Below are 26,349 nucleotides of genomic sequence, written 5' to 3' on the forward strand. Positions count from 1 at the left end.
GTCACGATCGGCGCGATGCGTTCCTCCCTATCGCGGCGTTTCAGCGCCCCACTTCTTGAGTGCGGTCGCGAGTTCGGCGTGTGCAGGATCCTGTGCGTACTCTTCAAGTGGGACGCCGTCGAGACTCGCGTCGGTGGCCTGCCGGAGCGCTTTCGCGCCGGCGTGGGTGCCGTCGGGGTGACCGTGGATGCCGCCCCCGGCCTGAACGCAGATATCGGTGCCGAGCGCGTCGATGAGTTGGTCGACGACGCCGGGGTGGAGGCCGCCGGAGGCGACGGGGAGGACGGGATTTAGCCCGTGACAGTTGCCGTGGAGCCAGTCGTTGATTCCCGGCGTGTCCTCGTTTGCGAGTTTGCCGAGGCCAGCGGTGCCGGTGTGGATGTGATCGACGCCGCAGAGGCGGGAAATCTGTGCGATGACGCGCATCGAGACGCCGTGGTGGTCCATGCGGTCGAAGGCGGCGTGCATGGCCCGGTGGGCGTGAATCGCGAGTCCGTGTTTCTCACACCGGTCGCGAACGCTCTGGACGGCCGACCAGCCGCAGGTGATGATGTCGACCATCACAAAACCCCCGCCGTGTTCGTCGACGAGGTCGACGCGCTCTAGCATTTCGTTCGTCTCCGCCGTAACGTTCACGAGGTAGTCCTTGCGCTCGCCGACGTCCTCCTCGACGCGGTCGCGAGCGGCGAGACTCTCTGCGAGGCGGTCCTCGAACGGGTTGAAGTCCTGGTCAGTGAGGTTCTCGTCGTCCTTCAACAGGTCGACGCCGCCGCGCCAGGCCTCCTCGCCGACGCGAACGTGGGCGTCCGTCGAGAGGCCTACCTTGGGTTTCGGGACCGTCGCCAGAATCGGCCGGTCACCAGCGTCGAGTTTCTCGCGGGCAACGCTCGTGCCGAACTGCGGGCCGGGGAAGCCCGACGTAATCGACTCGGGCCACTTGCAGTCCTCAAGTCGGATTGCGTCGACGGCTTTCATACCCATAATGTTCCCCGCAATACAGGAGAGGATCTGTGGCATACTGCCCGCCTCGAACAGTTCCGCGGGGTAGGCGACGGTAATCTCGTCGCCATCGATCCCGTAGGCGACTGCGCCGAGATGGGTCAGTTCGTCCTCGTCGACGTGCAGGGCGGCCCAGGTGCCGTTCGAAGACTCCGAAGCGACGCGACTCGCGGCGGCCTCCATCGACATGTCTTCGGCCGGATCGATGCGGAAGGTACAGACGAGGTCAGTCGAATCAGGGTTGTACTCGCGGTCGAGGAAATCGTCGTACTCGATGCCAGTCATGGTAGTCTTTGACATTCTTCGCGCCGACTAATAGTGTTTGCGCGGATTTCGCTGGTTGAAGTCGAGCTGTGTGACCACAGGAACGGGTGGTTTCACTACCGCTATCGGCCCCATGACCGGTTTAGCCACCTGTCACTGAGTCGAATCTCGAGTGTTTGGGGTAGCCGCCTAGCGGTCGGTGTCGACACGGACGAAATGAAAAGTGATCATTCGTCCACCCCACCACCACAGTCCGGGCGAGAACGGCCAGTACACTAATACAGTACGTCTCGTGTCGAACGTGACAGGAAAAATTGCAAAAATTAATTAGCTGTTATAATACATTGTGAATGTGAGCGTGCATGACCGATAGTACAATCGACGACAACGCGGGGAATGGCGGCGTCGATGTCGGCGGACGCGGGACGGATCTCTTCGGTGAGATGACCGACGACGTGTTCGACGAACCGACAGTCGATGGCGACGAGGCTGGAGACACCAGCGAGGCCAGCGACGATGAAGCTGGGGGAACTGGGGAGACCAGTGAGTCCGACGAAACCGAGACTGGGACAACCAGTGCGGTCAGCGACGGCGTCGCCGACCAGACCGCAGCCTCCGTTTTCGGTCAACTCAAAAGCGATGACGAGACTGCCGTCGACGACGTCCTCGACGACGACAGTCCGGACGACATCATCGCAAGCGCTGACGAGGAACCTACTGAGCATCCTGACGACGACCTCGAGGACCTCCTCGCAGACGAAGGGGAACTCGAGGAACTGTTGCTCACGGGTCGAACGAAAGAACAGGAGTTCCTCTGGGTCGAAACGGGCGACGCAGCGGAGGACAGCGAGACAGAGGAGGAGTCGGAAGTGGAGACAGAATCCGAATCCGAATCTGAATCTGGTCCCGAATCTGAGACCGGAGCACCAACAGAAACCGAACCAGAATCGGATACGCCCGACACAGACGGATCGGTCGATGCACATGCGGTCGCTGACGACGCGCCTATTGACTCCCCGGCGGTTACCGACGATCCGAGTACGGACCGCGCTAGCGACGAGACGGACGACGAGCGTGGTGTCGACGAATTGGTAGACAACGAGAGTAGCGACGACACCGACACCGACACTGACGCCGACACCGACACTGACACCGACGGCGTCCTCACCCGCCTCCGCGCGACCGTCGGCAACCTCTTTTAATCGCTATCGGGCACTCTCGTGTCGACTCGACGCCCCGCACGACGCTCGCCACTACCCACACCCTGCCCCTGGAGAGGCAGGTGGTAACGGCTAGTCGTTGACATCTAGTGTGATAACCGGATACACCTTTACGTACTCGAGTGGGGCGTGCTACCATGGGGAAAGAATACCGAACGACGCCCGAACCACCAGAAGAGCCCACAGAACGGAGCTTCACAGACGCGGACGAGTCGGTGACGGCGGTGCGACGCGGTGCCTGGGTTGCAACCTCGTCGCTGTTCGGTCTCGCGTTTCTCGTCGTCGCACTGATGCAGGTGACGCGACTGGTTGCGACGTCCTCACCCTACGACGGATTTGGTCTCGTCGACGGCTTCGTGATCGGTGTCGTCGTCCTCGCGTTTATCGCGGGGCTGGTCATCGGCCGCCGCGAACTCGCAGCAGGATAGCTCGACGTCGACGGCGACACTCGAGACCGGAGGCCGGAGACCGAAAAACCGAATCCAGCTGATCGAGCCTGCGACTCTTTTCACCGGAGTGGGTCAAGAGCGGGGCGGTGACGAGCGAGTGCGCAGAGAGCGAGAACACGCTCACGATGACAAACGCAGCTTTGACACGGGGTGGGTCTCCATTGGTAGCTAATGAGTACAGACGTGGATTTGCGGGAGTTCGTCCCCGACAGCTGCGCGGACCTACTCGAGTTCACTGACGGTGAGCTAAAGTCCGCACTTCCCGAACTCGCACGGGACAGGGGACGAATGGGGGAGATCGATCAGGCCGTCAACGCGCTGCCGTCACACCACGAACTCCACCGCGGCGACGCGCGGGATCTGTCGATGGTGCCCGAGGAGAGCATCGAACTCGTCGTCACCTCGCCGCCGTACTTCGATATTAAAGACTACGAGAACGGCACCGGTGGCGAGAACCAGCTAGGCGACATCGAGGGCTACGAGGCGTTCAACGACGAAATCGACCGCGTCTGGGAGCAGTGCTACGAAAAGCTCGTCCCCGGCGGCCGTATGTGTATCGTCGTCGGCGACGTGCTCCGCTCGCGCAGTGACTACGGCCGCCACCGCGTGCTCCCGCTGCACGCCACCATTCAGGAGCGCTGTACCGATATCGGCTTCGACAACCTCGCGCCGATCATCTGGTACAAGATTGGCAACTCGAGTCTCGAAGCCGGCGGCAACGCTCGCTTTCTCGGCAAACCGTACGAACCCGGTGCCGTCATCAAAAACGATATCGAGTACATTCTGCTCTTTCGCAAACCCGGGGACTACCGCTCGCCGACGGTCGCAGAGCGCGTGCTGAGCCTGATCGAGGCCGACCGCCATCAGACGATGTTCCGCCAGCTCTGGACCGACATCACCGGCGAAGCACAGACCGACCACCCCGCGCCCTACCCCGCAACGCTCGCCGAACGACTTATCAGGATGTTCTCGTTCGTCACCGACACCGTCCTCGATCCGTTCGCCGGTTCCGGCTCGACCGCCGTCGGCGCGACCCGCTGTGGCCGCGACTCGATTTCGGTCGAACTCGAGGAGGAGTACTTCGAGATCGCGAAGCGGCGGGTCGAACGCGAGCGAGGGACGCTGACGAATTATCGGAACGTGTCGGTGGAGACGTCTCGATAGTGACAGTGTCGTGCGAACACACGAACGGGAGTCGAACGGTACGGTAGAACACGAAAACCGCAAAGCGGAGCGTGTGTTCCGCGTTTAGCCGAGGAACTCTTCGATGTGGTCTGCGACTTCTTCCGGCGTGTCGCCGACGGGGACGCCGGCGTCGTTCAGTGCCGAGATCTTGCTCTCTGCGGTGCCGGTCCCGGAGCCGGAGACGATCGCGCCGGCGTGGCCCATGCGCTTTCCTGGCGGTGCCGTGCGGCCGGCGATGAAGCCGGCAACCGGCGTGTCGACGTGCTCGTCGATGAACGCGGCAGCCTCCTCTTCGTCTTCGCCACCGATCTCACCGCACATGACGATGGCTTCCGTCTCGTCGTCGTTCTCGAAGAGCTCGAGTGCGTCGACGAAGTCGGTGCCGATGATCGGGTCGCCGCCGATACCGATGGCGGTGGTCTGACCGATACCGCGGTTGGTCAGGTTATCGACAACCTGGTAGGTCAGCGTGCCCGAGCGCGAGACGAGACCGACCTTCCCGTCGGAGAAGATGTTGCCGGGAAGAATGCCGAGCTTTGCCTCGCCGGGCGTGATGAGGCCGGGACAGTTCGGACCGATGAGTCGGGTGTCGGTTTCCGAGAGGCGCTTGTTGACCTTCGCCATATCCTGGGTTGGAATGCCCTCCGTGATCGCGACGGCGAGGTCGAGCTCAGAGTCGAGTGCCTCGAAGATGGCGTCGCCCGCGAACGCCGGCGGGACGAAGATAACCGAGGTGTCGGCGTTCTCTTCCTCGACGGCCTCGTGGACCGTGTCGTAGACCGGCACGCCGGCGGCCTCCTGGCCGCCCTTGCCGGGAACCGCACCGGCGACGACGTTGGTACCGTACTCGATCATCTGTTCGGCGTGGAACTTGCCTTCCCCGCCCGTAATTCCCTGTACCACGACGCGCGTGTCGTCGTCGACTAGCACACTCATTATTCGTTCACCTCCTCCGCGTACTCGACGGTACGCTGGACCGCGTCCTCGAGTGTCTGTTCGACAGTCACGAGGTCTTCGTTCAGAATCTCCATGCCTTCCTCCCAGTTAGTGCCGGCGAGACGGACGACGACCGGCTTGGGGATTTCGTCGAACTGCTCGAGTGCCTCGTTGATTCCCTTGGCGACCTCGTCGCCGCGGGTGATGCCACCGAAGATATTGAAGACGACGCTGTCGACGTTATCGTCGGAGAAGACCATGTCCAGCGCGTTCGCGATGCGTTCTGCCTTCGCGCCACCACCAACGTCGAGGAAGTTGGCGGGTTCGCCGCCGTAGTAGTCGACGAGGTCGAGCGTGGTCATGACGAGACCGGCTCCGTTGCCGATGATACCGACGTTGCCCTCGAGTCGGACGTAATCGAAGCCGTACTCGTCTGCCTTCTGCTCGAGTTCGTCGCCGCCGCTTGCGGCTTCTTCTTCCATTTCCGCTAACTCGGGCTGGCGGAAGAGGGCGTCTTCGTCGATGTTCATGACGGCGTCGGCTGCGATGACCTCATCGTCAGCCGTGACCATCAGCGGGTTAATCTCGGCGTCGGAGCCGTCGCGGCTCTCCCAGAGATCGTAGAGTGTGGTGAGAACACTTGCGACGTCGTTGGCGACGCTCTTGTCGACACCGGCGTCGTAGACGGCCTTGCGGGCCTGGAACGGATGCATGCCGAACGCGGGGTCGATGTGCTCGCGGGCGATCGCGTCGGGGTCCTCCTCGGCGACCTCTTCGATGTTGACACCGCCCTTCGTCGAGACCATGGCGACGGGCTTGCCCTCGCCACGGTCCATCGTGATACCGACGTAGAGTTCGTCGGTGAAGTCGACCGCTCCCTCGACGAGAACCTGTCCGACGTGGTAGCCCTTGAGGTCCATACCGATGATGGACTCGGCAGCCTCACGGGCCTCCTCATCGTTCTCGACGAGTTCAATCCCGCCGGCCTTACCGCGGCCGCCGACCTGTACCTGCGCCTTGACTGCGACTGGATACCCGATCTCCTCGGCCGCGGTCAGTACACCGTCGACGTCAGAGGCGAGTTGGGACGACGGCGTGGGGACACCGGCGTCGGCGAAGACCTGCTTCGCCTGGTACTCGTGCAGTTTCATAGCCATTCGAACGGCCGTTCTGACCTTGCTTAAATCCTGTTAGTTTCCACTCGCGGCGTGATATCTTCCTGTTACGTGGATGGCGACTGTCTCGGGCACACGGCAGCAATAGACCAAATAGACCACGGACCGAAGGCTTTGACTCCCGAGGGATCCAAACGTACTCCGTGTTCACTCCAGCTGTCTCGGTAGTGTCGACATCGACGCCCCGGGCGACGACGTCCGGCCCGACGACAGCCCCACCCCACCAACCCACACCCGCCACTCCCAGCGAAGGGCACCCGTGACCACCTCGTCCGACACCGACACCGACACCGATAGCGATACCAATACCGACACTGACAGCGCCGACACCGTCGACCGCTTGCGCTCGTCACTCACGCGCGCACTCGAGTTACTCGTCCACAGCAACCTCTTCATCTCGCTGGCGACGATGAGCGTCGTCGTGACGACGGCGCTGCTCGCCGGCCTCCCCATCGAGGCGCTGCCGCTGTTCATCGTCTTCGCCGTGACGATGTTCGTCTACACCGTCAACCGACTCACCGACCTCGCGGAGGACGAGGAAAACATGCCCGACCGAGCGGCATTAACACGGCGGTACGGCCGGCTCTGGCTCGCAGTCGGCGCTGGACTGTACCTGCTCGCAATCGTCGTCGCCGTCGCCGCCGGCGTTCCGGGTGCCGGCTACATGCTCATCCCACTGCTCGTCGCCGCGGCGTACTCGAGTGGTCTGAAGCAAGTGTTTTTGATTAAAAACATCGTCGTCGGCCTCGCCTGGGGGCTGTTGCCCCTCGGAGTTGGCTACTACTACCAACAGCTCTGGACCGTCGAGATCCTGTTTCTGGCGGGCTACGTCACTGCGATGATCACGGTCGCAGCCGTCGTCTTCGACCTCAAGGATATCGCGGGAGACCGTGAGGAGGGGATTGCGACGGTGCCGAACGTTTTCGGACCGCGCTGGACTCGCATCGGCGCGCAGGTGGCAAACATCGTGATCGCTGCGGTCGTCGTCGCACTCGTTCTGAGCGGCGTGCTCTCGAGTCGGTTCCTGGCTGTGCTCGCGATGAACGCCTACGTGGGGGTGTATATTCCGTTCGCTGAGCCGGACTACGGGCCGCTATACTACGGCTTCATCGTCGACGGCGAGCACATCTTTCTCGCTGCCGTCGTCGGTGTCCTCGAGTTGTTCGTCTGGTAGCTGTGCACTCGAGTTGCTTAGCTGGCAGTGTACTCGAGTTGGTCGTCGAGGACGGTACGTAGCAACTCAGTCCCGGTCTGTCGCTGCCCAGTCGCAGTCCTGGCACTTTTGTCCCGTCACGAACTCCGTCACCGACGGCATGTAGCCGACCTCGAGGACGTTTCCGCCACACTTCGGACAGTCCATCTCAGCCTCGGAGATTGGCTCAGCCTCCATCACGGAGTCGTCTTCGATCAGTTCCGCGAGTGTGCGTGCGGTAACCATTCGGCCCTGAACGACGCGATTTTCGCTCACGAGAGTGCATGCGAGCGCAACACCCCTAAGCGTTTTTGGGACTGTTGTATCCCTGTTGGACCGGTGACTGGTCGACACAACAAGCAACCGCCAAAAAGTACGTTTCGGCGGTAAGACATGACTACTGTGGGCTGCCTGTCACTGCGTGCACAACGGTATAAGTCCCATCGGCCGTCTGTCACCGCATGGAGACGCACTGGGCGACCGTCGACGGCGTTCATCTGGAACTGCCGAGTGACTGTACGGTCACACAGCTCCGCGAGGAACTGCACAAGCCAGCCGACGCGGTCCTCGTCGCGGTAACCGGCGATCTGGTCTCCGTCGTTCACGACGACGACCAACCGCTCTCGGACCTGATCGCGGGCTGTGCGGACACGTACTACTTCTGGCGAGCAGCGGAGCCGACGCGAAACGAGATTCTTGCCGCGCCGGAACTCGAGCATGCCGTCGAAACAGCCGCCGACAACGCGGCGGGCGAAAGAGACACTGAAACGACGTTCCAGCGTCCCGGAATCGACAACTAGAACGGCAGGGTGCCTACGGGCATTGACAGAGCCGTCTGCAGAGGCAACACTCAATCTCCCGTGTCTGACATCGCAGTGTGTACTACCAGAAACGTCAGCTACAGCGACCGATTCTCGATCGGACGACTCAGGACTCGACCGTGATCCGATGCCGTTCTGTTCACCTGTAGACAGCTCTCTGTGGATTCCAAATGCCTGACAGTTCTAGTTGTAAACGGCCTTTCAGTTCGGGTGCCTAAAACACTGTTACAGCCACAGTCACAGGATTCGATACAACTGCTTGATGCTTCAACGAGAACGCCGGAGAGCGAGGCACTCTCCCCCGGAGAAAACGACATTACTATGTGATAAATACGTGTTTCGAGTTCGAAATTTAGACAAGTCGAGATTAGTGGGGGAACGATCGCTTCGGTTTATTGTCCAACGAGGACACGTCGAAATCCGGTACAGAGCGTGACGATAGTGCAAGCCGAGCGCTATCCAAGCGAGCGTACACGACGGTGACAGGTACATACAATGACAGCACACCACTCCGATCGATCATACACGGTATCCAGGCGGCTCCTGATGCAGGCAACTGCACTCGCGTCGGTTTCAGGATTTGCGACGACAGCACTCGCACAGGACGGTGAGAACAATCAGATCGAACTGCTGGGTCGGACCAGCGGTTGGATCGGAAGCTATCCAGACGACATCGCAGACGAACGGAATCCGACCCTCGAACTCGTCGAGGGCGAGGAGTATACCCTCATCTGGGAGAACGAAGACGGCGCCGGACATAACCTCGTCATTGAAGACGAAGCGGGCGAGGAGAACTTCGTCGAAACGGATATTATCTCGGGTACGGGCGAAACCCAGGAAGTCGAGTTCACCGCCGAGGAGGGGATGGCCGAGTACTACTGCGCGCCTCATCCCCAGGCCATGCGCGGGCAGATCGAACTCGTCGACGAGGCCAACAACGAGGAAGAAGACGTCAACGATGACCCCGACGTCATCATCGGCGACGGCCCAACCGTCGGCCTCGAAACTGTCGCCGACGGCCTGAACGCACCCATCGATCTCCAGTTTGCAGAAGGGGAGACCGACCGACGATTCATCGTCGACCAGACTGGCCAGATTCACATCCACGGCGAGGACGGACTCGAGGACGAACCGTTCCTCGACATCGAAGACCGGATGGTCGAACTCGAGGGCGACTTCGACGAGCGCGGCCTGCTCGGACTGGCGTTCCATCCGAACTTCGAGGAGAACGGGCAGTTCTACGTCCGATACAGTGCTGAGGGCGAGGAGCCAGAGTATGGCGCGCCCGGTGCGGAGGTGCCAGAGACCGTCGACCACCTCGATACGCTCGCGCAGTTCGAGACAGCGGACGACGACAACACGGAAGCAGATCCCGATTCCGAGGAGATCCTCCTCGAGATACCACAGCCGCAGTTCAACCACAACGCAGGCCCAATCGCGTTCGGCCCTGACGACTGCCTCTACGTTTCGACAGGCGACGGTGGCGGTGCCGGTGACGACGACGAAGGCCACGTCGACGACTGGTATCCAGAAATTGGGGGCGGCAACGGGCAGGACACCGAGCGCAACCTGCTCGGCGGCATTCTCCGAATTGATGTCGACGACGACGGCGACGAGGAGCGAAACTACGGCATTCCCGAGGACAATCCGCTCGTCGACACCGAGGAGAACCTGCCGGAGTACTGGGCCTGGGGACTGCGGAACCCGTGGGGAATGTCCTTCGAAAACGGCGAACTGCTCGCCGCGGACGTCGGGCAGGCGCTGTTCGAGATCATCAACCACGTCGAGGAAGGCGGTAACTACGGTTGGAACGTCTGGGAGGGAACACACTGTTTCGACCCAGAGACGCCCGAAGAGCCGCCGGAGGATTGTCCAGACAGCGTCTCGGACGATCTTCCCGAGCCACGCGCCGGCGAACCACTACTTGGCCCCGTAATCGAGTACCCACAGGAGGTCGATATGGGCCGGTACGGCGACGAGGCTAACGGGGACGAAGAGAACGGCGACGAGGAAGAAGACGTCGAACGCGGGGCCGCAACCGACAACGGCGAGCGAGACCGCATCGGCACCGCGATCATCGGCGGCATGATGTACGAGGCCGGCGAGATTGACGACCTCGAGAACGCGTACGTCTTCGGTGACTGGAGCTGGGATGGCGAAGGTCCAGGCCGGCTCTTTATCGCTCACCCGCCGGAAGGGTGGCCAAACGGTGAAGAGGAAGACGACGCCGAACTCGATGAGGAGAACGATAACGGCGTCGAGGACGAGGACGAGGACGAGGACGATGACGACGAGGTCGAGAACGGAGCGGACGACGATGCTGAGGGCGAAAACGGCGAGGACTTCGAGCCCGTCGATCCCGAAGGCGAAAACGCAGACGACGCTGAGGACGACGAAAACGAGATCGACGAGGATGGACTCGAGCAGTACCACCCGCCAGACGAGGTCGACCTCTGGGACATCGAAGAACTCACCGTCGAAGGCGACGGCGAAGTCGCTGGCGATGGCATGATGGAGCAGCTCGTCTACGCCTTCGGCCGTGACGCAGACGGCGAGGTCTACGTCCTGACGTCCGACACGCCGACGATCGAGGGCGAAGGTTACGTGAGCCGAATCGTGCCGGCTGACGACGAAGAGGAAGTGGAAGAAGAAGTAGCGGATGAGGACGAAGACGACCTCGACGAAGAAGACGATGAGCTGGACGACGGGGAAGATGATGTCGAGGTCGACGACGAGGAAGATGACGTCGAGGTTGACGACGATATCGAAGACGACGAAGACGAAGACAACTGACGGAGACTACCACGAGAATCCGTCAAACAGCCTCGACTCGGTCGACGTTTTCGTTCATTTTTCGGCGGTGAGAAGGTGACAATTCGATGTTGAGAGCGCCTCGTAACCCGTAACGTGGTATTCATGGCTCGTGGCTCGTGGCTCGTGATCCGTGACTCGTGTCCGCATCGAGTCGAGGATAACGAAACGGACGACTCGGCAAAAAACTGACGAGGAATCGCTCAGCGCTGCAGTGAGAGGACGGCGAACCGGTTTCCTGGCTCGGTCCAGTCCTCACGTTCGCCGCCTGCCGGTGCGGCGACGTACTGTTTGTCTTCACCGGGGTCGTACCAGCTAATCGGCGCACCGGAGACGGCTGCGCCGATGTTCCACTCGGCCAGTTCTTCGCCAGTCTCCGTGTCGAACGCCGTGAACAGGTCGCGGCCGTCGCCGGCGAAGGTGATGCCGGTCGCCGTGGTCATCGAACCACCCCACGGCGGCGTCTGCTGCCAGCTGTACCACTGTTGCCACTTCACCTCGCCAGTGAACGGATCGATACCAGCGAGCACACCGCCGTTTTCGTTCCAGAACGGGACCTCTTCTTCTTCCATCTCTTCTTCCTCTTCTTCCTCTTCTTCTTCCTCCTCGTCTTCCTCTTCCTCCTCGTCTTCCTCATCATCGTCAACCGTCTCGACATCCTCCTCTTCGTCTTCTTCGACCTCTTCTTCAACTTCGACGATTTCCTCACGCGGCGTCTCGATGTCCGGTTCGTCGATCTCCTCTTCCTCGCCGGGCACCCGATCCTGTCTGATCGTGTCCATACCGATGTAGACCTCGCCCGGTTCGTACTCGACCTCGAACCAGGAGAACTTCATCGGGTGGTTGACGCCTTTAACGACCATCGTCCGTGAAATCGGGTCGAACGAACTGGTCTGTGGGTTCGTCCCGCCACGGAGCTCCGGCATGATCCACGGTGCGTCGTCCAGATTTTCGTACGGCGGCAGCGACCACATGTTGTGGTGCTGGACGAACTCCTCACTGCGCTGGTGGAGCTGCCCCGTCTCCATATTGACCGTGTAGACCCAGCCAGTCTTCCCGGGCCACGCTGCAAACCGCGTCGGCTCGCCATTGTGCTCTTCCTCGAAGACCAGCGCCGGACTCGGCGAGTCGTAGTCCCACCAGTCGTGTGGAGCATCCTGGTAGTGCCACTCGTACTCGCCCGTCTCGATGTCGACCGCAACTTTTCCTGCCGTGTAGGGGTTGAACCCCGGCCGAACAGTCCCGTACCATGGGGCAGGGTTCGCAGACGGGATAATGATCGTCCCACTCTCCGGATCGAGGTTCGACGCCGCCCAGGCCGTCCCGCCGCCGTGCAACCAGGAGTCGCCAACCCACTCGTGTTCGGGCGTCATATTCACCCGCCACTCCGGCGAGCCGTCCTCGACGTTGATCCCATCGAAGAACCCGCTGACACCGAACTCACCGCCGAAGCTCCCTTTCATCAGAACGCCGTCACAGATCATCGGCGGGAACGAGGACGTCGTCCCACGCGAGCGCTCCCAGCGCAGTTCCTCGTGCATCCCGACGTCGGTGTCGGCGACCTCCCCGCGATACGCCGCCGCACCGTTGTAGTACCACTCCGTCTCACCGGTGTAGCGATCCATCGCGAGCACGCCGAGATCCAGCGTGCTCTTGTAGATCATATCCCCGAGCACCGCCGGACCACGCTCTGCCGGCGGCGTCTCGTCCGATGTCCCATCTGCGTTCTCGTAGATGTGACGCCACAGAATTTCACCGGTTCGGCCGTTGATCGCGTACAGCCTGTCCGGCCCAATCGTCTGGTAGATGATCGGCGGATCACCGTGGACCACCAGCGGCGACCCCTGGAAGTCGTTCTCCGGCGCACCCAACTCGAGTACGTACTCGAACTCGAGTTGGTCGACGTTCTCCGGCGTAATCTGGTCTGCCGTCGTGTGGCGGTGGCCCTCGTAGTTGTTTCCGAAGACGAGCCAGTTCTCGGGATTCTGTCCGGAGTCGCGGATGTCGGATTCGGTGATGTCGACCTCCGGAATCTGGTCTGTATCGTACTGTTCGACGTGCGATTCGCCGGGCATCTCGTCCCACGGTGCGTCTTCTGGGAGTTCTTCGAGGTGTGATTCGAACGTCATTGGCTGGTCACCCCCGTCGGGGCGCGCTTGTCGTCTGTGATGCGGATCACGTCGTCGAGCAGGAACTCCTGGCCGATGATCATGATCGCGCTACTGCCGCTGATCAGGGTCGAGAGGTGTTCGTCCGCGATGGAGCCCTCCGCGAGGTCGCGCGCGGCGGAACCCATGAGGTAGTAGCCGCCAAGCATGGATTTGATGTCCCAGAGTCCGCGGTCGATCATTTCCGAGGTCACCAGTACCTCGTTCGTCCAGAGGAAGTGATCGAGGCCGTCGATCCACAGCAACGATCCCTCTGCAGCCCGCTGGTGCAACGGTGCGACGTAGTCGTGGACGACGCCGTCGTCGACCGCCTCTGCGGGCGGATACGCTTCAGCCGGCATCCACCACGAGAGCTGTTCGCGCGCGTTGACGATGTTCGTCACGAGCGCCGCCTGCTCCTGTTCGGCAAAGCCAACCTCCGCCAGCGTGGCTGGCAGCGCGTCGAGGTGGAGCAATTGCCGCGTCGTCGTCTCGATGTGTTCGGGCGTGAACGCCGGCAGCGTCTGCTCTGCGCTCGCGAAGAAGCCGACATCTGCCAGATGCTCGTTGATCGCCCACGCCGGTTCGGTCAGCGCCTGATACGCCTCGGACCCGGCCTCAGGGACCCCCATCGCCTCGAGTTCAGGAAGCTGCTCGAAGGAAGCCGTCAACGCACCGAGTTGGTTGCTCAACAGTGTGGCGTCGAGCGAACCGGTAAGCCCGTCACGAATCCCCTGTCCCATTTCGGCCAGCCCGCTTGCTGTGCCGCTCGATACCTCGGCTCTGAGGTCGTGCAACGTCGCGCCTGCGATCGTCCCGCCGGCGATGACACCGAGTGCCTTCAGGAACTCGCGGCGCTCGTCGTCACTGACCTCGCCGTAACTATACCGCTCTCTTGGATCTGTACCGTATGCCATGGCACAAGAGAACCCGTGACACACCACCAATTAGCTGTTTTCACAGTTTCGACTTCTGTCTGAGATTACCCAGCGTACGCTGTAGGGTGTGCCAAATTGTAGTCGGATTAGTAACCGTTTCCGCGCCTAATAACAGATTAGACGAGTCGCTATCCCCGAATCGAGAGGCAGTCGCGACGCACGACCACTGCGGGTGAATTTGTAGGCTGGTCGCCACTCGAGTACCGGTTCTCCAATCCGATTCGAACGCCACTAAGTGGGAGATGTACTGTAAGACGAGACTACCGGGGACACGACGGAGCGGGCTTCTATGAGAGCACTCTTGGGATGAAAGTGGAAGGAAACAGATTGTTCAGCTGGGTCGTAGGTACGACGTCTGTCTTCAGAAGATTGGTGCTTCAGAGCACGGGTCACACGCTCGGCTCACGAGTTTGTTCGCCGAAGAAGTGCTCCGTCTGGGATTTGTGCACTAATACATCAGTACAATATACAGTAATGGACTCCAATTAGTTGGATATGTGTAAAACAGACTCGATCAACGACCGACGAGTCGACGTATTCACCTGAGCTAAATCCAGGCGAAGAGTGCTGGAGACAACTCCAAGCGGTACTTAGCAATGCTCTTTGACTCACTCAACGAGATCACAACAGCGATTGATCAACCCTCGCTCCCAAAGGTGAGCAATTATTCCTAACGTCTACTATTGTCTCCAACCTTCCTTTAGTGGCAGCCCCAGCCAGACCGGCACCAATAATCGTCCCTAACGGACCTGCCAGCCCTAACGCGGCAATCCCCGCGCCAGTCGCTAATCCGGCTCCACTCGAGAGGGCGTCCTTCCCGGCTTCGGTGACCATCTGTCGTTTGGTCGAGGCGGGCCGGACCTGCTCGGAGACGTACTCGCCGAGCGTAGATACTTGGTTCTCGAGGGGGAGTGTAATCGTTGGGGCCATGCATTGAACTTGCGTTTGCATCTTCTCTTGGGTTGGTTCACTCAGTTTAACAGTGACTTTACGTTGCCGAGCAGGGAGTTATCACCGAAGTATTTCGAGTCGAGGTCGGAGAGATACGCCCCGTCCTCGTCAGGAGCATGGTAGTCCGGATAGAAGTCGACCTCCTCGTAGGCCAGTGCAGCAGCAATGTGGCCCAGACCCAGGATCTGATACTCCTCAGGTGGCTTCACACCCATTCGAACGAAACAATCCCGGATCTGACACGCCAGATCGAACGACAGTCCGTGCCGGAACTGCTCGAGGGTGCCGGGATCGACCGGTGGTTCCTCGAACCGAGCGTCAGGTTCCCTGTCGGGTTCGACTGCCGTCGTCACTTGTTCGATGCCGTCGTGGTCGAGATACGCCATATGCAGTTCGGAGGTCGTATCGACGTAGAAGCCCTCGGCTAACTCTGCCAGCTCGTCCTCGTCGGAGCGGTCGAACAACTCCGTAGAAAAGCCACTCCAGGCCTCGAGTCCATCGTCGGTTAGTCCCGCTAGTGGCGTCTCGTTCGGTGATTGCTCGTCTAAATCGAGACCGAACTCCGCAGCGAGCTCTCTAGCGTCATCCGCGAGGTCGGTGTCTAACGGATCGAGACCAAGATAGACGTGCTTGCGATAGAGATGGTAGTCCTCGTCTTGCGAGTCTGCCGGCGGGTGAAGGACGCGCTCGGTATCGTCGTCGTGGTGACTTTTCAGTTGCTGGTAGAGATCACTGAAGTGGTCCTCGAACTCCTCGAGGTCCATCGAATCGATCGCCGAGCGAACCGCCTGCAGGTGGACGGGGTTTTTCCACTTCGGGTTGACAGTGTCGTAACCCCGATTCAGGAAGACGTAGTACTGGGCGTAGCGTCGGGCTTGCTTGCCGTACTCGCTTTCTTCTCGAGTACGCTTCTCGGGTTTTTGTGAATAAGCTTCAGAATCGTGAGCGTAAACCTCGCCATCGGCTTTGTGCATCTCCATTCTGTGCTTGTTACCAACGTTATCAACGACGTGGAGTCCGATACTTTCATCATTCTCACCGGTGATTTCTGCTTTCATGGTTTACGCTAAGCCATCGAAGTTATCTCCCCACTCATCATCCTCATCCCGGCCACCGAGCCAGCCCGGTAGACGGTCACGCAAGGCACCAGCCTTCTCATGGACGCGACCAGATGCCATTTGCTCGGCAGTCTGACCGATGGCAGGGCTGGTATCGAGCATGCCTTTAGTGGCAGCCCCAGCCAGACCGGCTCCAATAATCGCACCAAACGGGCCTGCCAGCCCTAACGCGGCAATCCCCGCGCCAGTCGCTAATCCGGCTCCACTCGAGAGGGCGTCCTTCCCGGCTTCGGTGACCATCTGTCGTTTGGTCGAGGCGGGCCGGACCTGCTCGGAGACGTACTCGCCGAGCTTTGACACCTGCTCCTCGAGATTTTCGACGCGTTCTTCAATATTGCCCTCAGTGGCACCCATCTGGGCGTAGCTGTCGGCTTTGTCCTCCTGAGCTGCTTTCTGTGCGTCGTGGTTGACCTTCGCGAAACTTGCCACAGTACTGCCGATATCGGCGATCGCCCCCGTAAACCGCTGGACGTGGATTTCGGTGTCGGCCATCTCGCCCTCGAGACCGGCCTCCCAGCCGCGCATGACCTGGCCGGCGATCTCGTCGGCCTCGCGTTCGGCGGCCGGATCGGGGTCGACCTCCATCTCGACTTCGGTTTTGGGCATCATCGAGATGGGAGCGTCGGGTTGCTGCAGCGTGTGGACGACCTCGTGGGCGATGAGATGCTGGCCCTCTGGTGAGGACGGATCGTACTCGTCCGGACCGAACGCGATGTGGTTGCCGACCGCGAACGCGCGGGCGTTGACCTCTTCGCAGGCCTGCTGGGCCGTCGGTCCCGTGTGAATCTGGACGTGATCTAACGAGGCGTCTAATCGCCCCTCGAGGCCGGCTTTGACCTCGCCCTCGAGTTGCTGGCCGGGTTCGGAGACGACCGCTCGCACTGAATCGGGGACGCTGGCCTCGCCTGCGGGTTCGTGATCACGGTGGGCAGCTTTGTTGCGATGCAGCGAGGCTTCGGTTTGCTGTTCGATATCGTATTGCGCTCCGCTTCTCAGCGAGCCATCCATACCGTGACAGACAGTCTGTGAGCGCATTGATAGTCGATACATCCGAGTTTGAGGAGCGGTGAATTATGTATTTCGGAACTGAGATTATATCGATAAGACTCTTCTTAGGTTGACTCGAGCAGGCCTGAGAGGTCGTACGCGTCGTCGGGCGTGTGCTGTTCGTGCCAGTCGGTGATGGTCGCCTGTGGGTCGTGATAGTCCTGATAGAAGTCGTGATTGCTGTACCAGCCGATGTGATCGTAGAACCCCGGCCCTTGAATCCGAACGTCTTCCGGCGGGGCGATTCCCATCGTGATGTAACAATCGCGAACTTGACAGCACAGGTGGCGAACCAGCGAGTGGCGAAAGTCCTCGAGGTCGTCGAACTGGTAGGCACGGCCGAACATCTGTGGACGGGCGTCTGGATGACGGTCTGGGACGGCTCCATCGGACTCACCTGTCACTGCTTCGTCGCGGTCGCCGTTTGCCCATCGGATCGTAACCGGTCCGATGGCCTCGATGACGCCCTCACTGAACGTTTCTGCCACACTGGAGGTGTCAATCTCCTCGTCGCTGGCGAAAGTCTGCTGGATACGACTCACGAGCCCCCCACTGTCGGTGGCCTGCTCGACCGTTCGCACCACTGCTTCCAGGGCTCCGTCAGCGATCAGGTCCTCGAGCAAGGCTGCCGTATCGGTCTGATCCAGCCCGAGGTAGATGTCCTGTTCGACGCGTGGGACGGTCACCGGTGGCAGATCCGGAACCTCGACGACGGGGGCAGCCTCGCCAGCGTCGTGGCGCATCTGCTGGTAGAACTCGCCGAAATAGTCCTCGAAGGTATCTGCCGGAAGGTTGGCAATAGCCATCGCGGCAGTCACAATCCTGTCGGGATTCGAAAGCGGGTCGACCGTTTCGTACCCGCGCTGACGGTAGACGTAGAATTTGGCGAATCGACGCGTCTGATTGACCCACTCGTGTTCTTCTTGGGTGCGTTTGGCTGGCTTGTCTGGATAGCCGTCTTGCTCGTGGTACTTTATCTCACCACTTTCGTTCATCTCGATACCGTGGTCTACACCATTGTTATCTTGAACCTTAATACCAATCCGCTTGGATTCTCCTGTAATAACTGCCTTCATTGTTCGTACTCTGCCTCCATGTCCACGTCACCGGTCGAGTCACCCGCTCCAGTCTCGCCACTCTCTCGCAGTTCACGTTTGACCGTTTCGACGACCGTTGCGAGTTCTTCCGGGGAGAGACTGCTCTCTTCACCGAGTGCGGCGTCGGCAGCCCCTTTGCCGAGCATACTTGAGGCGAAGGCTCCAGAGGCAGCGACGGCAGCACCAGCAGCAAGCGGCAACGCGCCGGCGGATGCGACCGTCGTCAGTGCTGCAACGGTTGCGCCGACTCCGGCGGTGACCGCCGTTCGATTGTCGGTCGCCCCGTCGCGTAGCCGTTCCCACACGCTGCTCTCTCCGCCCTCGATCGCCTCGGGATCTACACCGAGGTCTTCCAACGCCGCTTCGTCCAGTTCGTCCGAGCCGCTGAGCAACTCTTCGATTTCCTCGGATCGCTGTTCCAATCGCTTGTCTACCGCCTCGGGAACGCGCTGTTCGATCTCTTCGGAGACGATTTTACGAATACGGGATGGGCTCGCGAGTCCACCGTCGTCGGTGGTCGTCCGCTGAATGTGGACGTCCGTCCCCATCCGACTCACGACTAGCGGCTCCTCACCGGAGAGTGCCTGTGCAGCCGCCTCGTCGGCCTCGCGCTCGAGTTGCGGATCAGGGTCAATCTCGAGATTAGCGCCCTCCTGGGGCATCATCGAAATCGGCGCGCCACCGTTCTGTTGTTTGACGTGGGCGAGTTCGTGCGCGAGCAAGTGCTGACCCTCCGGACTTTCGGGGTCGTACTCGCCCGAATTAAACACGATATCGTTCCCGCAGGTAAACGCCTTCGCGTCGATCGCCTCAGCAGCTTTCGCTGCAGTACCGCCCGTGTGAAGGCGTACGTCCGAGAAATCGGCGTCCATCCGCTCCTCGAGGGCGCGTTGGACGGGCTGATCCAGCGGTTGGCCACCGTTGCTCAGCACGTCCAGGACCTTGCCGGGCACCTCGTCGATGGTCGTGTCGGTTCCCTCGAGCGAGCGCTGAATCTGACCCTCGTCACGACCGAATAGTCGTGGAACCGCCGAATCGGCAAGATCCACGGCGGCAGCGGAGTTGTCGAACGTCGCTGCCTCGAGGTGGGTCTCCACCCGGGCATGCTCGAGGGCAGCCGCCGCCAGCGGCTTGGAACTTCCATCCCGGACAGCGGCTGACGAAGGCGTCGTGTCGGCTGTCTGTGCCTGTGACTTGTCGCTCGTCTCGTCGTCCGAGTCCGCGTTCCGGGAGCGTTTCCAGTGTTCTATGGACCACTTGCCCGCGGAACTCGAACGTATTAGTGCAGTTTTCGAGCACTCAGTACTGTGGGTCTGTGCCGACATGGGTTCGGTCAGTTCAGCAATGATTTCACACTGCCGAGCAAGGAGTTATCTGAGAAGTACTTCGAGTGGATGTCACCATAGAAGGTACCGTCGTCCTGAATGAGATGATAATCAGGGTAGAAGTCGACTTCGTCGTAGGCTTGGACGGCAGCGATGAGACCGACACCCAGCACCTGGAATTCTTCGGGCGGAGTAACGCCCATACGGATGAAGCAGTCTCGAATCTGGCAGATCAGGTTAAACTGGAGTGCAGCCTTGAAGTGTTCCATCGATCGGGGGTCGAGTGGCGACACCTCGAATCGAGCGTCGGGCTCTTTGTCGGGGTCGACGGCCGTCGTCACCTGCTCGATGCCGTCGTGATCGAGATACGCCATGTGCAACTCTGACGTCGTATCGACGTAGAATCCTTCTGTCAGTGCTGCCAGTTCTTCCTCGTCGGACTGTTCGAACAACTCCGTGGAAAAGCCGGTCCAGGCCTCGAGTCCATTGTCGGTTAGTCCTGCCAGCGACGTCTTCGTCGGTGCGTGCTCGTCTAAATCGAGGCCGAACTCCGCAGCGAGTTCTCGAGCGTCATCCGCAAGGTCGGTCTCGAGGGGATCGAGACCGAGGTAGACATTCTTGCGATAGAGATGGTAGTCTTCGTCCTGGGAATCCGACGGTGGATGGAGAACGCGCTCGGTGCTGTCGTCGTGGTGACTTTTCAGTTGCTGGTAGAGATCGCCGAAGTGGTCCTCGAACTCCTCGAGGTCCATCGAATCGATCGCCGACCGAACCGCTTGCAGGTGGACGGGATTTTTCCACTTTGGGGAGACTGTGTCGTAACCGCGGTTCAGAAAGACGTAGTACTGAGCATAGCGGCGAGCCTGATTATTATATTCGTTCTCTTCTCGGGTCCTGTTGGCCGCTTTGTCGTGGTATTCCTCACACAGGTGGGCATAAATCTCGCCATCAGATTTATGCATCTCAATTTGATGTTCGGAACCATTGTTATCGATTATTTTGGTACCGATATCAACTTCGTCTTCACCGATTATTTCGCCTTTCATAACACAATCAGAATTTCGCACCATCGGAATGGTCGTTCATTTCTTCATCCTCATCCCGACCACCGAGCCATTTTGGCAGGCGATCTGTAACGGAGTCACCCCACTCGTCTAGCCAATCGGGGGTGACTTGCTCAGCAGTCTGGCTGACGGCAGAGCTCGTGTCCAGCATCCCTTTGGTGGCAGCCCCAGCCAGCGCCGCACCGGCGATCGCTCCCAGCGGGCCTGCCAGTCCTAACGCGGCAATCCCCGCGCCAGTCGCCAACCCGGCCCCACTCGAGAGGGCGTCCTTCCCGGCTTCGGTGACCATCTGTCGTTTGGTCGAGGCGGGCCGGACCTGCTCGGAGACGTACTCGCCGAGCTTTGACACTTGCCCCTCGAGATTTTCGACGCGTTCTTCAATATTGCCCTCAGTGGCCCCCATCTGGGCGTAGCTGTCAGCTTTGTCCTCCTGAGCTGCTTTTTGTGCTTCGTGGTTGAACTTCACGAAACTCGCTGCAGTACTACCAATGTCGGCGATGGCCCCCGTAAAGCGCTGGACGTGGATTTCGGCGTCGGCCATCTCACCCTCGAGACCGGCCTCCCAGCCGCGCATGACCTGGCCGGCGATCTCGTCGGCCTCGCGTTCGGCGGCCGGATCGGGGTCGACCTCCATCTCGACCTCGGTTTTGGGCATCATCGAGATGGGAGCGTCGGGTTGCTGCAGCGTGTGGACGACCTCGTGGGCGATGAGATGCTGGCCTTCTGGACTCTCGGGATCGTACTCGCCGGAGTTGAACACGAGTGTGAACGCCGACTGCCAGCCAGGGATACGTGAGTTGTTCGTTGTCGGCTGCGGCGACGCGACACGGAATTCGACACTCATGAATGCTGTCTGCAGGTCTGGGTTAGGCCCTGTAGCCTGGAACGTCGGTGTTCGGATCGGCGTAGTCGGGGTAACAATCGAAGTGGCGGTACTTCTGGGCGAATTTGTAGAGGCCATGACCAAGCACGCGGTACTGTGCGGGCGGTTCCTCGCCCATCCCGACGTAGCAGTCTCTGATCTGACAGAGTAGGTGTTCCTCGATTAGGGGCCGGAACTGTTCAACTGAATGCGCAGGCATCGGCGTGAACTCGAGGCGGGCATCGGGTTCTCGATCAAACGGCCGATTGCCTTCGACGACGCGGTCGTCATTAGTGTCCTCATAGTAGAGCATGTGGACATCCGAAACTGCTTCGATAGAGAACTCTGGCGGCTCGATGTCGCCGGACGCCGCTCGCTCTTGGACCTGGCCGGCGAAACTGGCAACTTTCTGTCGGAGACCTCCACTGTCGGTCTGAGATTCGACTTCGTCAACAATCGTCGCCAGTTCGTCGCTGTACGCGTCCGCGGTCGCTCGGATCTCCTCGAGATCCTCCGCGAGGTAGACGTCGAGCATGTACAGTCTGAACTCCTCGCGATCGACGTACTCGAGCGAGTCGATCGGCGGTTCCACGGACGGATCGTCGTAGCTAACCACTTGCCGGTGGAGAGGATCGAACAGCGACTCGAACTCCTCGTCGTCCATCGTGTGAACGGCCGCGAGGACCGCGGCGAGCCGATCCGGGTTCATCCGAGGCTCGAGGGTGTCGTATTCTGTTTCTCGGTAAACGTGGTATTTGGCATAGCGCCGAGCCTGGGAGACACTTTCGTCCTCGGTGTTGGTACGCTCTGATGGATCGTCGGGGTAGCCGTTTTGGGCATGTTGTTTGATAGTCCCGTCAGGTTTTACGGCGATGGCATGCTCCGTCCCGTTATTATCGATTACATCTACTACTACCAAGTCGTCGTTTTCGCCATGGATTGAGGATTCCAAAATAATCACCCCACCAAGTTTCTAACCGAATCCAACGTTCCTTCACTCTCATCTTCTTCACGGGATTTCTGATCGTCTTCGTCACTCTTGGCGCGCCACTCGGAGAACCACGCTTTGGCGCGCTTTTTGAGCGCGGAGATGCCTTCTTTGCCGCCAGTGACCTTCGCGGCGGTGGTCCCGGCAATGACCGTTCCGAGAACGGCGTCGGCGTGAGCGTCTCCGGTAAGATTGCCAAGTAGGCTTTCCACGCCGAGGGCGTCAGCACCAGCATGCTGAGCCTGGGTGAGTGCGGCACCGACGCTGCCCCAAATACCGGCCGCGCCAACTTTCTTCGCGACCCCGCCGTCGCCCGAACCGTCCAGTTGTGCTTTGAGCTCGTCGGTCCGATCGGCCAGTGACTTCAACGGCTCCAGTTCACTCAGTGACTCCTCGATGGCACTCACCCGGCCGGCCAGGCCCGCGCCACCTTCTGCACCTTTCACTGGAGCACCGGCAGGCATCCGCTGAATGTGGACATCCGTCCCCATCCGACTCACGACTAGCGGCTCCTCACCGGAGAGTGCCTGCTCGGCCGCCGCGTCGGCCTCGCGCTCGAGTTGCGGATCAGGGTCAATCTCGAGATTAGCGCCCTCCTGGGGCATCATCGAAATCGGCGCGCCACCGTTCTGTTGTTTGACGTGGGCGAGTTCGTGCGCGAGCAAGTGCTGGCCCTCCGGACTTTCGGGATCGTACTCGCCCGAGTTGAACACGATATCGTTCCCGCAGGTAAACGCCTTCGCGTCGATCGCCTCAGCAGCTTTCGCTGCAGTGCCGCCCGTGTGAAGGCGTACGTCCGAGAAATCGGCGTCCATCCGCTCCTCGAGGGCGCGTTGAACGGGCTGATTCAGTGGTTGGCCACCGTTGCTCAGCACGTCCAGAACCTTGCCGGGAACCTCGTCGATGGTCGTGTCGGTTCCCTCGAGCGAGCGCTGAATCTGAGCCTCGTCACGGCCGAATAGTCGTGGAACCGCCGAATCAGCGAGATCCACGGCTGCAGCGGAGTTGTCGAACGTCGCTGCCTCGAGGTGAGTCTCCACCCGGGCATGCTCGAGGTCAGCCGCCGCCAGCGGTTTGGGGCTTCCATCCCAGACAGCGGCTGACGAAGACGCCGTGTCGGCAGTCTGTGCCCGTGACGTGTCGCTCGTCTCGTCGTCCGAGTCCGCGTTCCGGGAGCGCTTCCAGTGTTCTATGGACCACTTGCCCGCGGAACTCGAACGTATTAGTGCAGTTTTCGAGTACTCAGTACTGTGGGTCTGTGCCGACATGGGTTCGGTCAGTTCAGCAATGATTTCACACTGCCGAGCAAGGAGTTATCTGAGAAGTACTTCGAGTGGATGTCACCATAGAAGGTACCGTCGTCCTGAATGAGATGATAATCAGGGTAGAAGTCGACTTCGTCGTAGGCTTGGACGGCAGCGATAAGGCCAACACCCAGCACTTGGAACTCTTCAGGCGGAGTAACGCCCATGCGGATGAAGCAGTCTCGAATCTGGCAGATCAGGTTAAACTGAAGTGCAGCCTTGAAGTGTTCCATCGATCGGGGGTCGATTGGCGACACCTCGAATCGAGCGTCGGGCTCTTTGTCGGGGTCGACGGCCGTCGTCACTTGTTCGATGCCGTCGTGGTCGAGATACGCCATGTGCAACTCTGACGTCGTATCGACGTAGAATCCTTCTGTCAGTGCTGCCAGTTCTTCCTCGTCGGACTGTTCGAACAACTCCGTGGAAAAGCCGGTCCAGGCCTCGAGTCCATTGTCGGTTAGTCCTGCCAGCGACGTCTTCGTCGGTGCGTGCTCGTCTAAATCGAGGCCGAATTCCGCAGCGAGTTCTCGTGCGTCGTCGGCGAGGTCGGTCTCGAGGGGATCGAGCCCGAGATAGACATTCTTGCGATAGAGGTGGTAGTCTTCGTCCTGGGAATCCGACGGTGGATGGAGAACGCGCTCGGTGTCCTCGTCGTGGTGACTTTTCAGTTGCTGGTAGAGATCACCAAAGTGATCCTCGAACTCCTCGAGGTCCATCGAATCGATCGCCGACCGAACCGCCTGCAGGTGGACGGGGTTTTTCCACTTCGGGTTGACAGTGTCGTAACCCCGATTCAGGAAGACGTAGTACTGGGCGTAGCGTCGGGCTTGCTTGCCGTACTCGCTTTCTTCTCGAGTGCGCTTTTCAGGTTTTGATGGATAATCCTCACACTCATGACCATCAATCTCCCCGTCATCACAGATTCCAATTTTGTGTTTGACATTATTATTGTCCGTGACTAGAACTCCGAACCCATCATTCGTTTCTTTTTTAATTTCTGCCCTCATACTTAGAAGTCCGTCTTGTTACTCGCTTCCCACTCGTCATCATCCTCATCCCGGCCACCGAGCCAGCCCGGTAGGCGATCTGTAACGGAGTCACCCCACTCGTCTAGCCAATCGGGGGTGACTTGCTCAGCAGTCTGGCTGACGGCAGAGCTCGTGTCCAGCATCCCTTTGGTGGCAGCCCCAGCCAGCGCCGCGCCGGCAATCGCCCCCAGCGGGCCTGCCAGCCCTAACGCGGCAATCCCCGCGCCAGTCGCCAACCCGGCCCCACTCGAGAGGGCGTCCTTCCCGGCTTCGGTGACCATCTGTCGTTTGGTCGAGGCGGGCCGGATCTGTTCGGAGACGTACTCGCCGAGCGTAGATACTTGGTTCTCGAGATTTTCGACGCGTTCTTCAATATTGCCCTCAGTGGCCCCCATCTGGGCGTAGCTGTCGGCTTTGTCCTCCTGAGCTGCTTTCTGTGCGTCATGGTTGACCTTCGCGAAACTTGCCACAGTACTGCCGATATCGGCGATGGGCCCCGTAAATCGCTGGACGTGGATTTCGGTGTCGGCCATCTCACCCTCGAGACCGGCCTCCCAGCCGCGCATGACCTGGCCGGCGATCTCGTCGGCCTCGCGTTCGGCGGCCGGATCGGGGTCGACCTCCATCTCGACTTCGGTTTTGGGCATCATCGAGATGGGAGCGTCGGGTTGCTGCAGCGTGTGGACGACCTCGTGAGCGATGAGATGCTGCCCCTCTGGTGAGGACGGATCGTACTCGCCCGGACCGAACGCGATGTGGTTGCCGACCGCGAACGCGCGGGCGTTGACCTCTTCGCAGGCCTGCTGGGCCGTCGGTCCCGTGTGAATCTGGACGTGATCTAACGAGGCGTCTAATCGCCCCTCGAGGCCGGCTTTGACCTCGCCCTCGAGTTGCTGGCCGGGTTCGGAGACGACCGCTCGCACTGAATCGGGGACGCTGGCCTCGCCTGCGGGTTCGTGATCACGGTGGGCAGCTTTGTTGCGATGCAGCGAGGCTTCGGTTTGCTGTTCGATATCGTGGGGAACTTCGGACGGCCGGTCCTGCTGGCGCTCGCGGAAAGCCGCCATCTCGCTGGGTGTGCCCATTGCCTCGGTGGGCATCCCTTCGGTAGCCCACTGGTGGGTGTCGGCGTGGCCGTACTCTTTGGCCGCGCGCTGTAACGTTGCTCGCTGGGACTTGGTTGGGTCGACCTCGAGGGCGTCGACTGGCGCGGACGAGTGATCCCTCGCAGCGGCTGTCTGGGGCGCGGCAGGGGAGCCGGTGGAATCGGTGGCGTCTCGCCACGCAGTCGCCGAATCGCGGCTCTCGGCCGTCGACTCGTCGGCGTTCGCTCTGGCGGATCGAAATGCCATCTTACTTTCTCGTTCGTCTCATTCTGCTATAAATGTTGGTATCTAAGCAGTTGGCTCAAAATACTAGTCGCCTCTC

At 60.4% G+C, this 26,349-nt stretch carries 22 protein-coding genes and 1 pseudogene; 7 read left to right on the plus strand and 16 right to left on the minus strand.

Annotated elements, in window-relative coordinates; genetic code table 11:
• Nucleotides 1-27: 27 nt before the first annotated feature.
• Nucleotides 28-1,284: a type III ribulose-bisphosphate carboxylase gene (gene rbcL / locus NMAG_RS03450; RefSeq protein ID WP_004216495.1), complete on the minus strand. Its 1,257-nt coding sequence runs from the start codon at nt 1,282-1,284 to the stop codon at nt 28-30.
• Between the two features lie 341 nt (nt 1,285-1,625).
• Here rbcL and NMAG_RS03455 point away from each other — a divergent pair, with 341 nt between their 5' ends.
• From NMAG_RS03455 to NMAG_RS03465, 3 genes are all read left to right on the plus strand, one after another.
• Nucleotides 1,626-2,465: a hypothetical protein gene (locus NMAG_RS03455; RefSeq protein ID WP_004216496.1), complete on the plus strand. Its 840-nt coding sequence runs from the start codon at nt 1,626-1,628 to the stop codon at nt 2,463-2,465.
• A gap of 155 nt (nt 2,466-2,620) precedes the next feature.
• Entirely contained in the window at nt 2,621-2,911 is a 291-nt protein-coding gene (locus NMAG_RS03460) for a hypothetical protein (RefSeq protein WP_004216497.1), read from the plus strand.
• 192 nt (nt 2,912-3,103) lie between these two features.
• Nucleotides 3,104-4,096, plus strand: a complete 993-nt coding sequence (locus tag NMAG_RS03465; protein WP_004216498.1) for a DNA-methyltransferase — start codon at nt 3,104-3,106, stop codon at nt 4,094-4,096.
• An 84-nt stretch (nt 4,097-4,180) separates the two neighbouring features.
• Here the strand turns inward: NMAG_RS03465 and sucD are convergent, their stop codons facing one another.
• Together sucD and sucC are read right to left on the minus strand one after the other, a co-directional pair.
• Nucleotides 4,181-5,053: a succinate--CoA ligase subunit alpha gene (gene sucD / locus NMAG_RS03470; RefSeq protein WP_004216499.1), complete on the minus strand. Its 873-nt coding sequence runs from the start codon at nt 5,051-5,053 to the stop codon at nt 4,181-4,183.
• Nucleotides 5,053-6,204, minus strand: coding sequence for an ADP-forming succinate--CoA ligase subunit beta (gene sucC, locus NMAG_RS03475; protein ID WP_004216500.1), 1,152 nt, complete (start codon nt 6,202-6,204; stop codon nt 5,053-5,055). The genes sucD and sucC overlap by 1 nt, the downstream gene beginning before the upstream one ends.
• Before the next feature lie 283 nt (nt 6,205-6,487).
• Between sucC and NMAG_RS03480 the strand changes: the two genes are divergently transcribed.
• The gene (locus NMAG_RS03480) at nt 6,488-7,402 is read left to right on the plus strand and encodes a UbiA family prenyltransferase (protein ID WP_004216501.1); all 915 of its coding nucleotides are present in this window, start codon (nt 6,488-6,490) and stop codon (nt 7,400-7,402) included.
• 66 nt (nt 7,403-7,468) lie between these two features.
• Here NMAG_RS03480 and NMAG_RS03485 read toward each other — a convergent pair whose 3' ends face one another.
• Complete coding sequence (locus tag NMAG_RS03485) at nt 7,469-7,696, minus strand: DUF5795 family protein (RefSeq protein WP_004216503.1); 228 nt, start codon at nt 7,694-7,696, stop codon at nt 7,469-7,471.
• 185 nt (nt 7,697-7,881) lie between these two features.
• Here NMAG_RS03485 and NMAG_RS03490 point away from each other — a divergent pair, with 185 nt between their 5' ends.
• Both NMAG_RS03490 and NMAG_RS03495 read left to right on the plus strand, forming a co-directional pair.
• Nucleotides 7,882-8,220, plus strand: coding sequence for a hypothetical protein (locus tag NMAG_RS03490; RefSeq protein WP_004216504.1), 339 nt, complete (start codon nt 7,882-7,884; stop codon nt 8,218-8,220).
• Nucleotides 8,221-8,787: 567 nt separating this feature from the next.
• Nucleotides 8,788-11,034, plus strand: coding sequence for a PQQ-dependent sugar dehydrogenase (locus tag NMAG_RS03495; RefSeq protein ID WP_004216506.1), 2,247 nt, complete (start codon nt 8,788-8,790; stop codon nt 11,032-11,034).
• A 221-nt stretch (nt 11,035-11,255) separates the two neighbouring features.
• Here the strand turns inward: NMAG_RS03495 and NMAG_RS03500 are convergent, their stop codons facing one another.
• Nucleotides 11,256-13,181 carry a pyrroloquinoline quinone-dependent dehydrogenase gene (locus tag NMAG_RS03500; RefSeq protein ID WP_004216507.1) on the minus strand — a complete coding sequence of 642 codons (1,926 nt, stop codon included), beginning with the start codon at nt 13,179-13,181 and terminating at the stop codon, nt 11,256-11,258.
• A complete protein-coding gene (locus tag NMAG_RS03505; protein WP_004216508.1) occupies nt 13,178-14,116 on the minus strand; it encodes a hypothetical protein in 939 nt (312 codons plus the stop codon). Before NMAG_RS03505 ends, NMAG_RS03500 begins: the two co-directional genes overlap by 4 nt.
• Nucleotides 14,117-14,672: 556 nt before the next feature.
• Between NMAG_RS03505 and NMAG_RS21475 the strand changes: the two are divergent.
• Nucleotides 14,673-14,811, plus strand: a pseudogene (locus NMAG_RS21475) (IS630 family transposase); the annotation flags it as partial.
• A gap of 297 nt (nt 14,812-15,108) precedes the next feature.
• Here the strand turns inward: NMAG_RS21475 and NMAG_RS03515 are convergent.
• The 10 genes from NMAG_RS03515 to NMAG_RS03560 form a co-directional block, all read right to left on the minus strand.
• Entirely contained in the window at nt 15,109-16,068 is a 960-nt protein-coding gene (locus NMAG_RS03515; protein WP_237076812.1) for a hypothetical protein, read from the minus strand.
• A gap of 81 nt (nt 16,069-16,149) precedes the next feature.
• On the minus strand, nt 16,150-17,214 hold the full coding sequence (locus tag NMAG_RS03520; protein ID WP_049939263.1) for an eCIS core domain-containing protein: 1,065 nt from the start codon (nt 17,212-17,214) through the stop codon (nt 16,150-16,152).
• A gap of 104 nt (nt 17,215-17,318) precedes the next feature.
• Nucleotides 17,319-18,248: a hypothetical protein gene (locus NMAG_RS03525; RefSeq protein ID WP_004216068.1), complete on the minus strand. Its 930-nt coding sequence runs from the start codon at nt 18,246-18,248 to the stop codon at nt 17,319-17,321.
• Between the two features lie 77 nt (nt 18,249-18,325).
• Complete coding sequence (locus NMAG_RS03530; RefSeq protein ID WP_012996405.1) at nt 18,326-19,675, minus strand: eCIS core domain-containing protein; 1,350 nt, start codon at nt 19,673-19,675, stop codon at nt 18,326-18,328.
• Between the two features lie 8 nt (nt 19,676-19,683).
• A complete protein-coding gene (locus NMAG_RS03535; protein ID WP_237076813.1) occupies nt 19,684-20,637 on the minus strand; it encodes a hypothetical protein in 954 nt (317 codons plus the stop codon).
• Nucleotides 20,638-20,728: 91 nt separating this feature from the next.
• On the minus strand, nt 20,729-21,583 hold the full coding sequence (locus tag NMAG_RS03540) for an eCIS core domain-containing protein (RefSeq protein WP_012996407.1): 855 nt from the start codon (nt 21,581-21,583) through the stop codon (nt 20,729-20,731).
• A 22-nt stretch (nt 21,584-21,605) separates the two neighbouring features.
• Nucleotides 21,606-22,562, minus strand: coding sequence for a hypothetical protein (locus NMAG_RS03545; RefSeq protein ID WP_012996408.1), 957 nt, complete (start codon nt 22,560-22,562; stop codon nt 21,606-21,608).
• On the minus strand, nt 22,559-23,857 hold the full coding sequence (locus NMAG_RS03550) for an eCIS core domain-containing protein (RefSeq protein ID WP_004216510.1): 1,299 nt from the start codon (nt 23,855-23,857) through the stop codon (nt 22,559-22,561). Before NMAG_RS03550 ends, NMAG_RS03545 begins: the two co-directional genes overlap by 4 nt.
• A gap of 8 nt (nt 23,858-23,865) precedes the next feature.
• On the minus strand, nt 23,866-24,900 hold the full coding sequence (locus NMAG_RS03555; RefSeq protein ID WP_012996409.1) for a hypothetical protein: 1,035 nt from the start codon (nt 24,898-24,900) through the stop codon (nt 23,866-23,868).
• Nucleotides 24,901-24,902: 2 nt separating this feature from the next.
• The gene (locus tag NMAG_RS03560; RefSeq protein WP_012996410.1) at nt 24,903-26,273 is read right to left on the minus strand and encodes an eCIS core domain-containing protein; all 1,371 of its coding nucleotides are present in this window, start codon (nt 26,271-26,273) and stop codon (nt 24,903-24,905) included.
• Between the last annotated feature and the right edge of the window lie 76 nt (nt 26,274-26,349).

The organism is Natrialba magadii ATCC 43099, from assembly GCF_000025625.1.
Taxonomy (GTDB): domain Archaea; phylum Halobacteriota; class Halobacteria; order Halobacteriales; family Natrialbaceae; genus Natrialba; species Natrialba magadii.

Coding starts and splice junctions, on each gene's coding strand:
- NMAG_RS03490 (WP_004216504.1), top strand. CDS start 7,882: ATGGAGACGCACTGGGCGACCGTCGACGGCGTTCATCTGGAACTGCCG.
- sucC (WP_004216500.1), bottom strand. CDS start 6,204: ATGAAACTGCACGAGTACCAGGCGAAGCAGGTCTTCGCCGACGCCGGT.
- NMAG_RS03555 (WP_012996409.1), bottom strand. CDS start 24,900: ATGAGGGCAGAAATTAAAAAAGAAACGAATGATGGGTTCGGAGTTCTA.
- NMAG_RS03455 (WP_004216496.1), top strand. CDS start 1,626: ATGACCGATAGTACAATCGACGACAACGCGGGGAATGGCGGCGTCGAT.
- NMAG_RS03525 (WP_004216068.1), bottom strand. CDS start 18,248: ATGAACGAAAGTGGTGAGATAAAGTACCACGAGCAAGACGGCTATCCA.
- NMAG_RS03530 (WP_012996405.1), bottom strand. CDS start 19,675: ATGTCGGCACAGACCCACAGTACTGAGTGCTCGAAAACTGCACTAATA.
- NMAG_RS03550 (WP_004216510.1), bottom strand. CDS start 23,857: ATGTCGGCACAGACCCACAGTACTGAGTACTCGAAAACTGCACTAATA.
- NMAG_RS03495 (WP_004216506.1), top strand. CDS start 8,788: ATGCAGGCAACTGCACTCGCGTCGGTTTCAGGATTTGCGACGACAGCA.
- NMAG_RS03560 (WP_012996410.1), bottom strand. CDS start 26,273: ATGGCATTTCGATCCGCCAGAGCGAACGCCGACGAGTCGACGGCCGAG.
- rbcL (WP_004216495.1), bottom strand. CDS start 1,284: ATGACTGGCATCGAGTACGACGATTTCCTCGACCGCGAGTACAACCCT.
- NMAG_RS03540 (WP_012996407.1), bottom strand. CDS start 21,583: ATGAGTGTCGAATTCCGTGTCGCGTCGCCGCAGCCGACAACGAACAAC.
- NMAG_RS03465 (WP_004216498.1), top strand. CDS start 3,104: ATGAGTACAGACGTGGATTTGCGGGAGTTCGTCCCCGACAGCTGCGCG.
- NMAG_RS03520 (WP_049939263.1), bottom strand. CDS start 17,214: ATGGATGGCTCGCTGAGAAGCGGAGCGCAATACGATATCGAACAGCAA.
- NMAG_RS03535 (WP_237076813.1), bottom strand. CDS start 20,637: ATGCATAAATCTGATGGCGAGATTTATGCCCACCTGTGTGAGGAATAC.
- sucD (WP_004216499.1), bottom strand. CDS start 5,053: ATGAGTGTGCTAGTCGACGACGACACGCGCGTCGTGGTACAGGGAATT.
- NMAG_RS03460 (WP_004216497.1), top strand. CDS start 2,621: ATGGGGAAAGAATACCGAACGACGCCCGAACCACCAGAAGAGCCCACA.
- NMAG_RS03505 (WP_004216508.1), bottom strand. CDS start 14,116: ATGGCATACGGTACAGATCCAAGAGAGCGGTATAGTTACGGCGAGGTC.
- NMAG_RS03500 (WP_004216507.1), bottom strand. CDS start 13,181: ATGACGTTCGAATCACACCTCGAAGAACTCCCAGAAGACGCACCGTGG.
- NMAG_RS03515 (WP_237076812.1), bottom strand. CDS start 16,068: ATGGAGATGCACAAAGCCGATGGCGAGGTTTACGCTCACGATTCTGAA.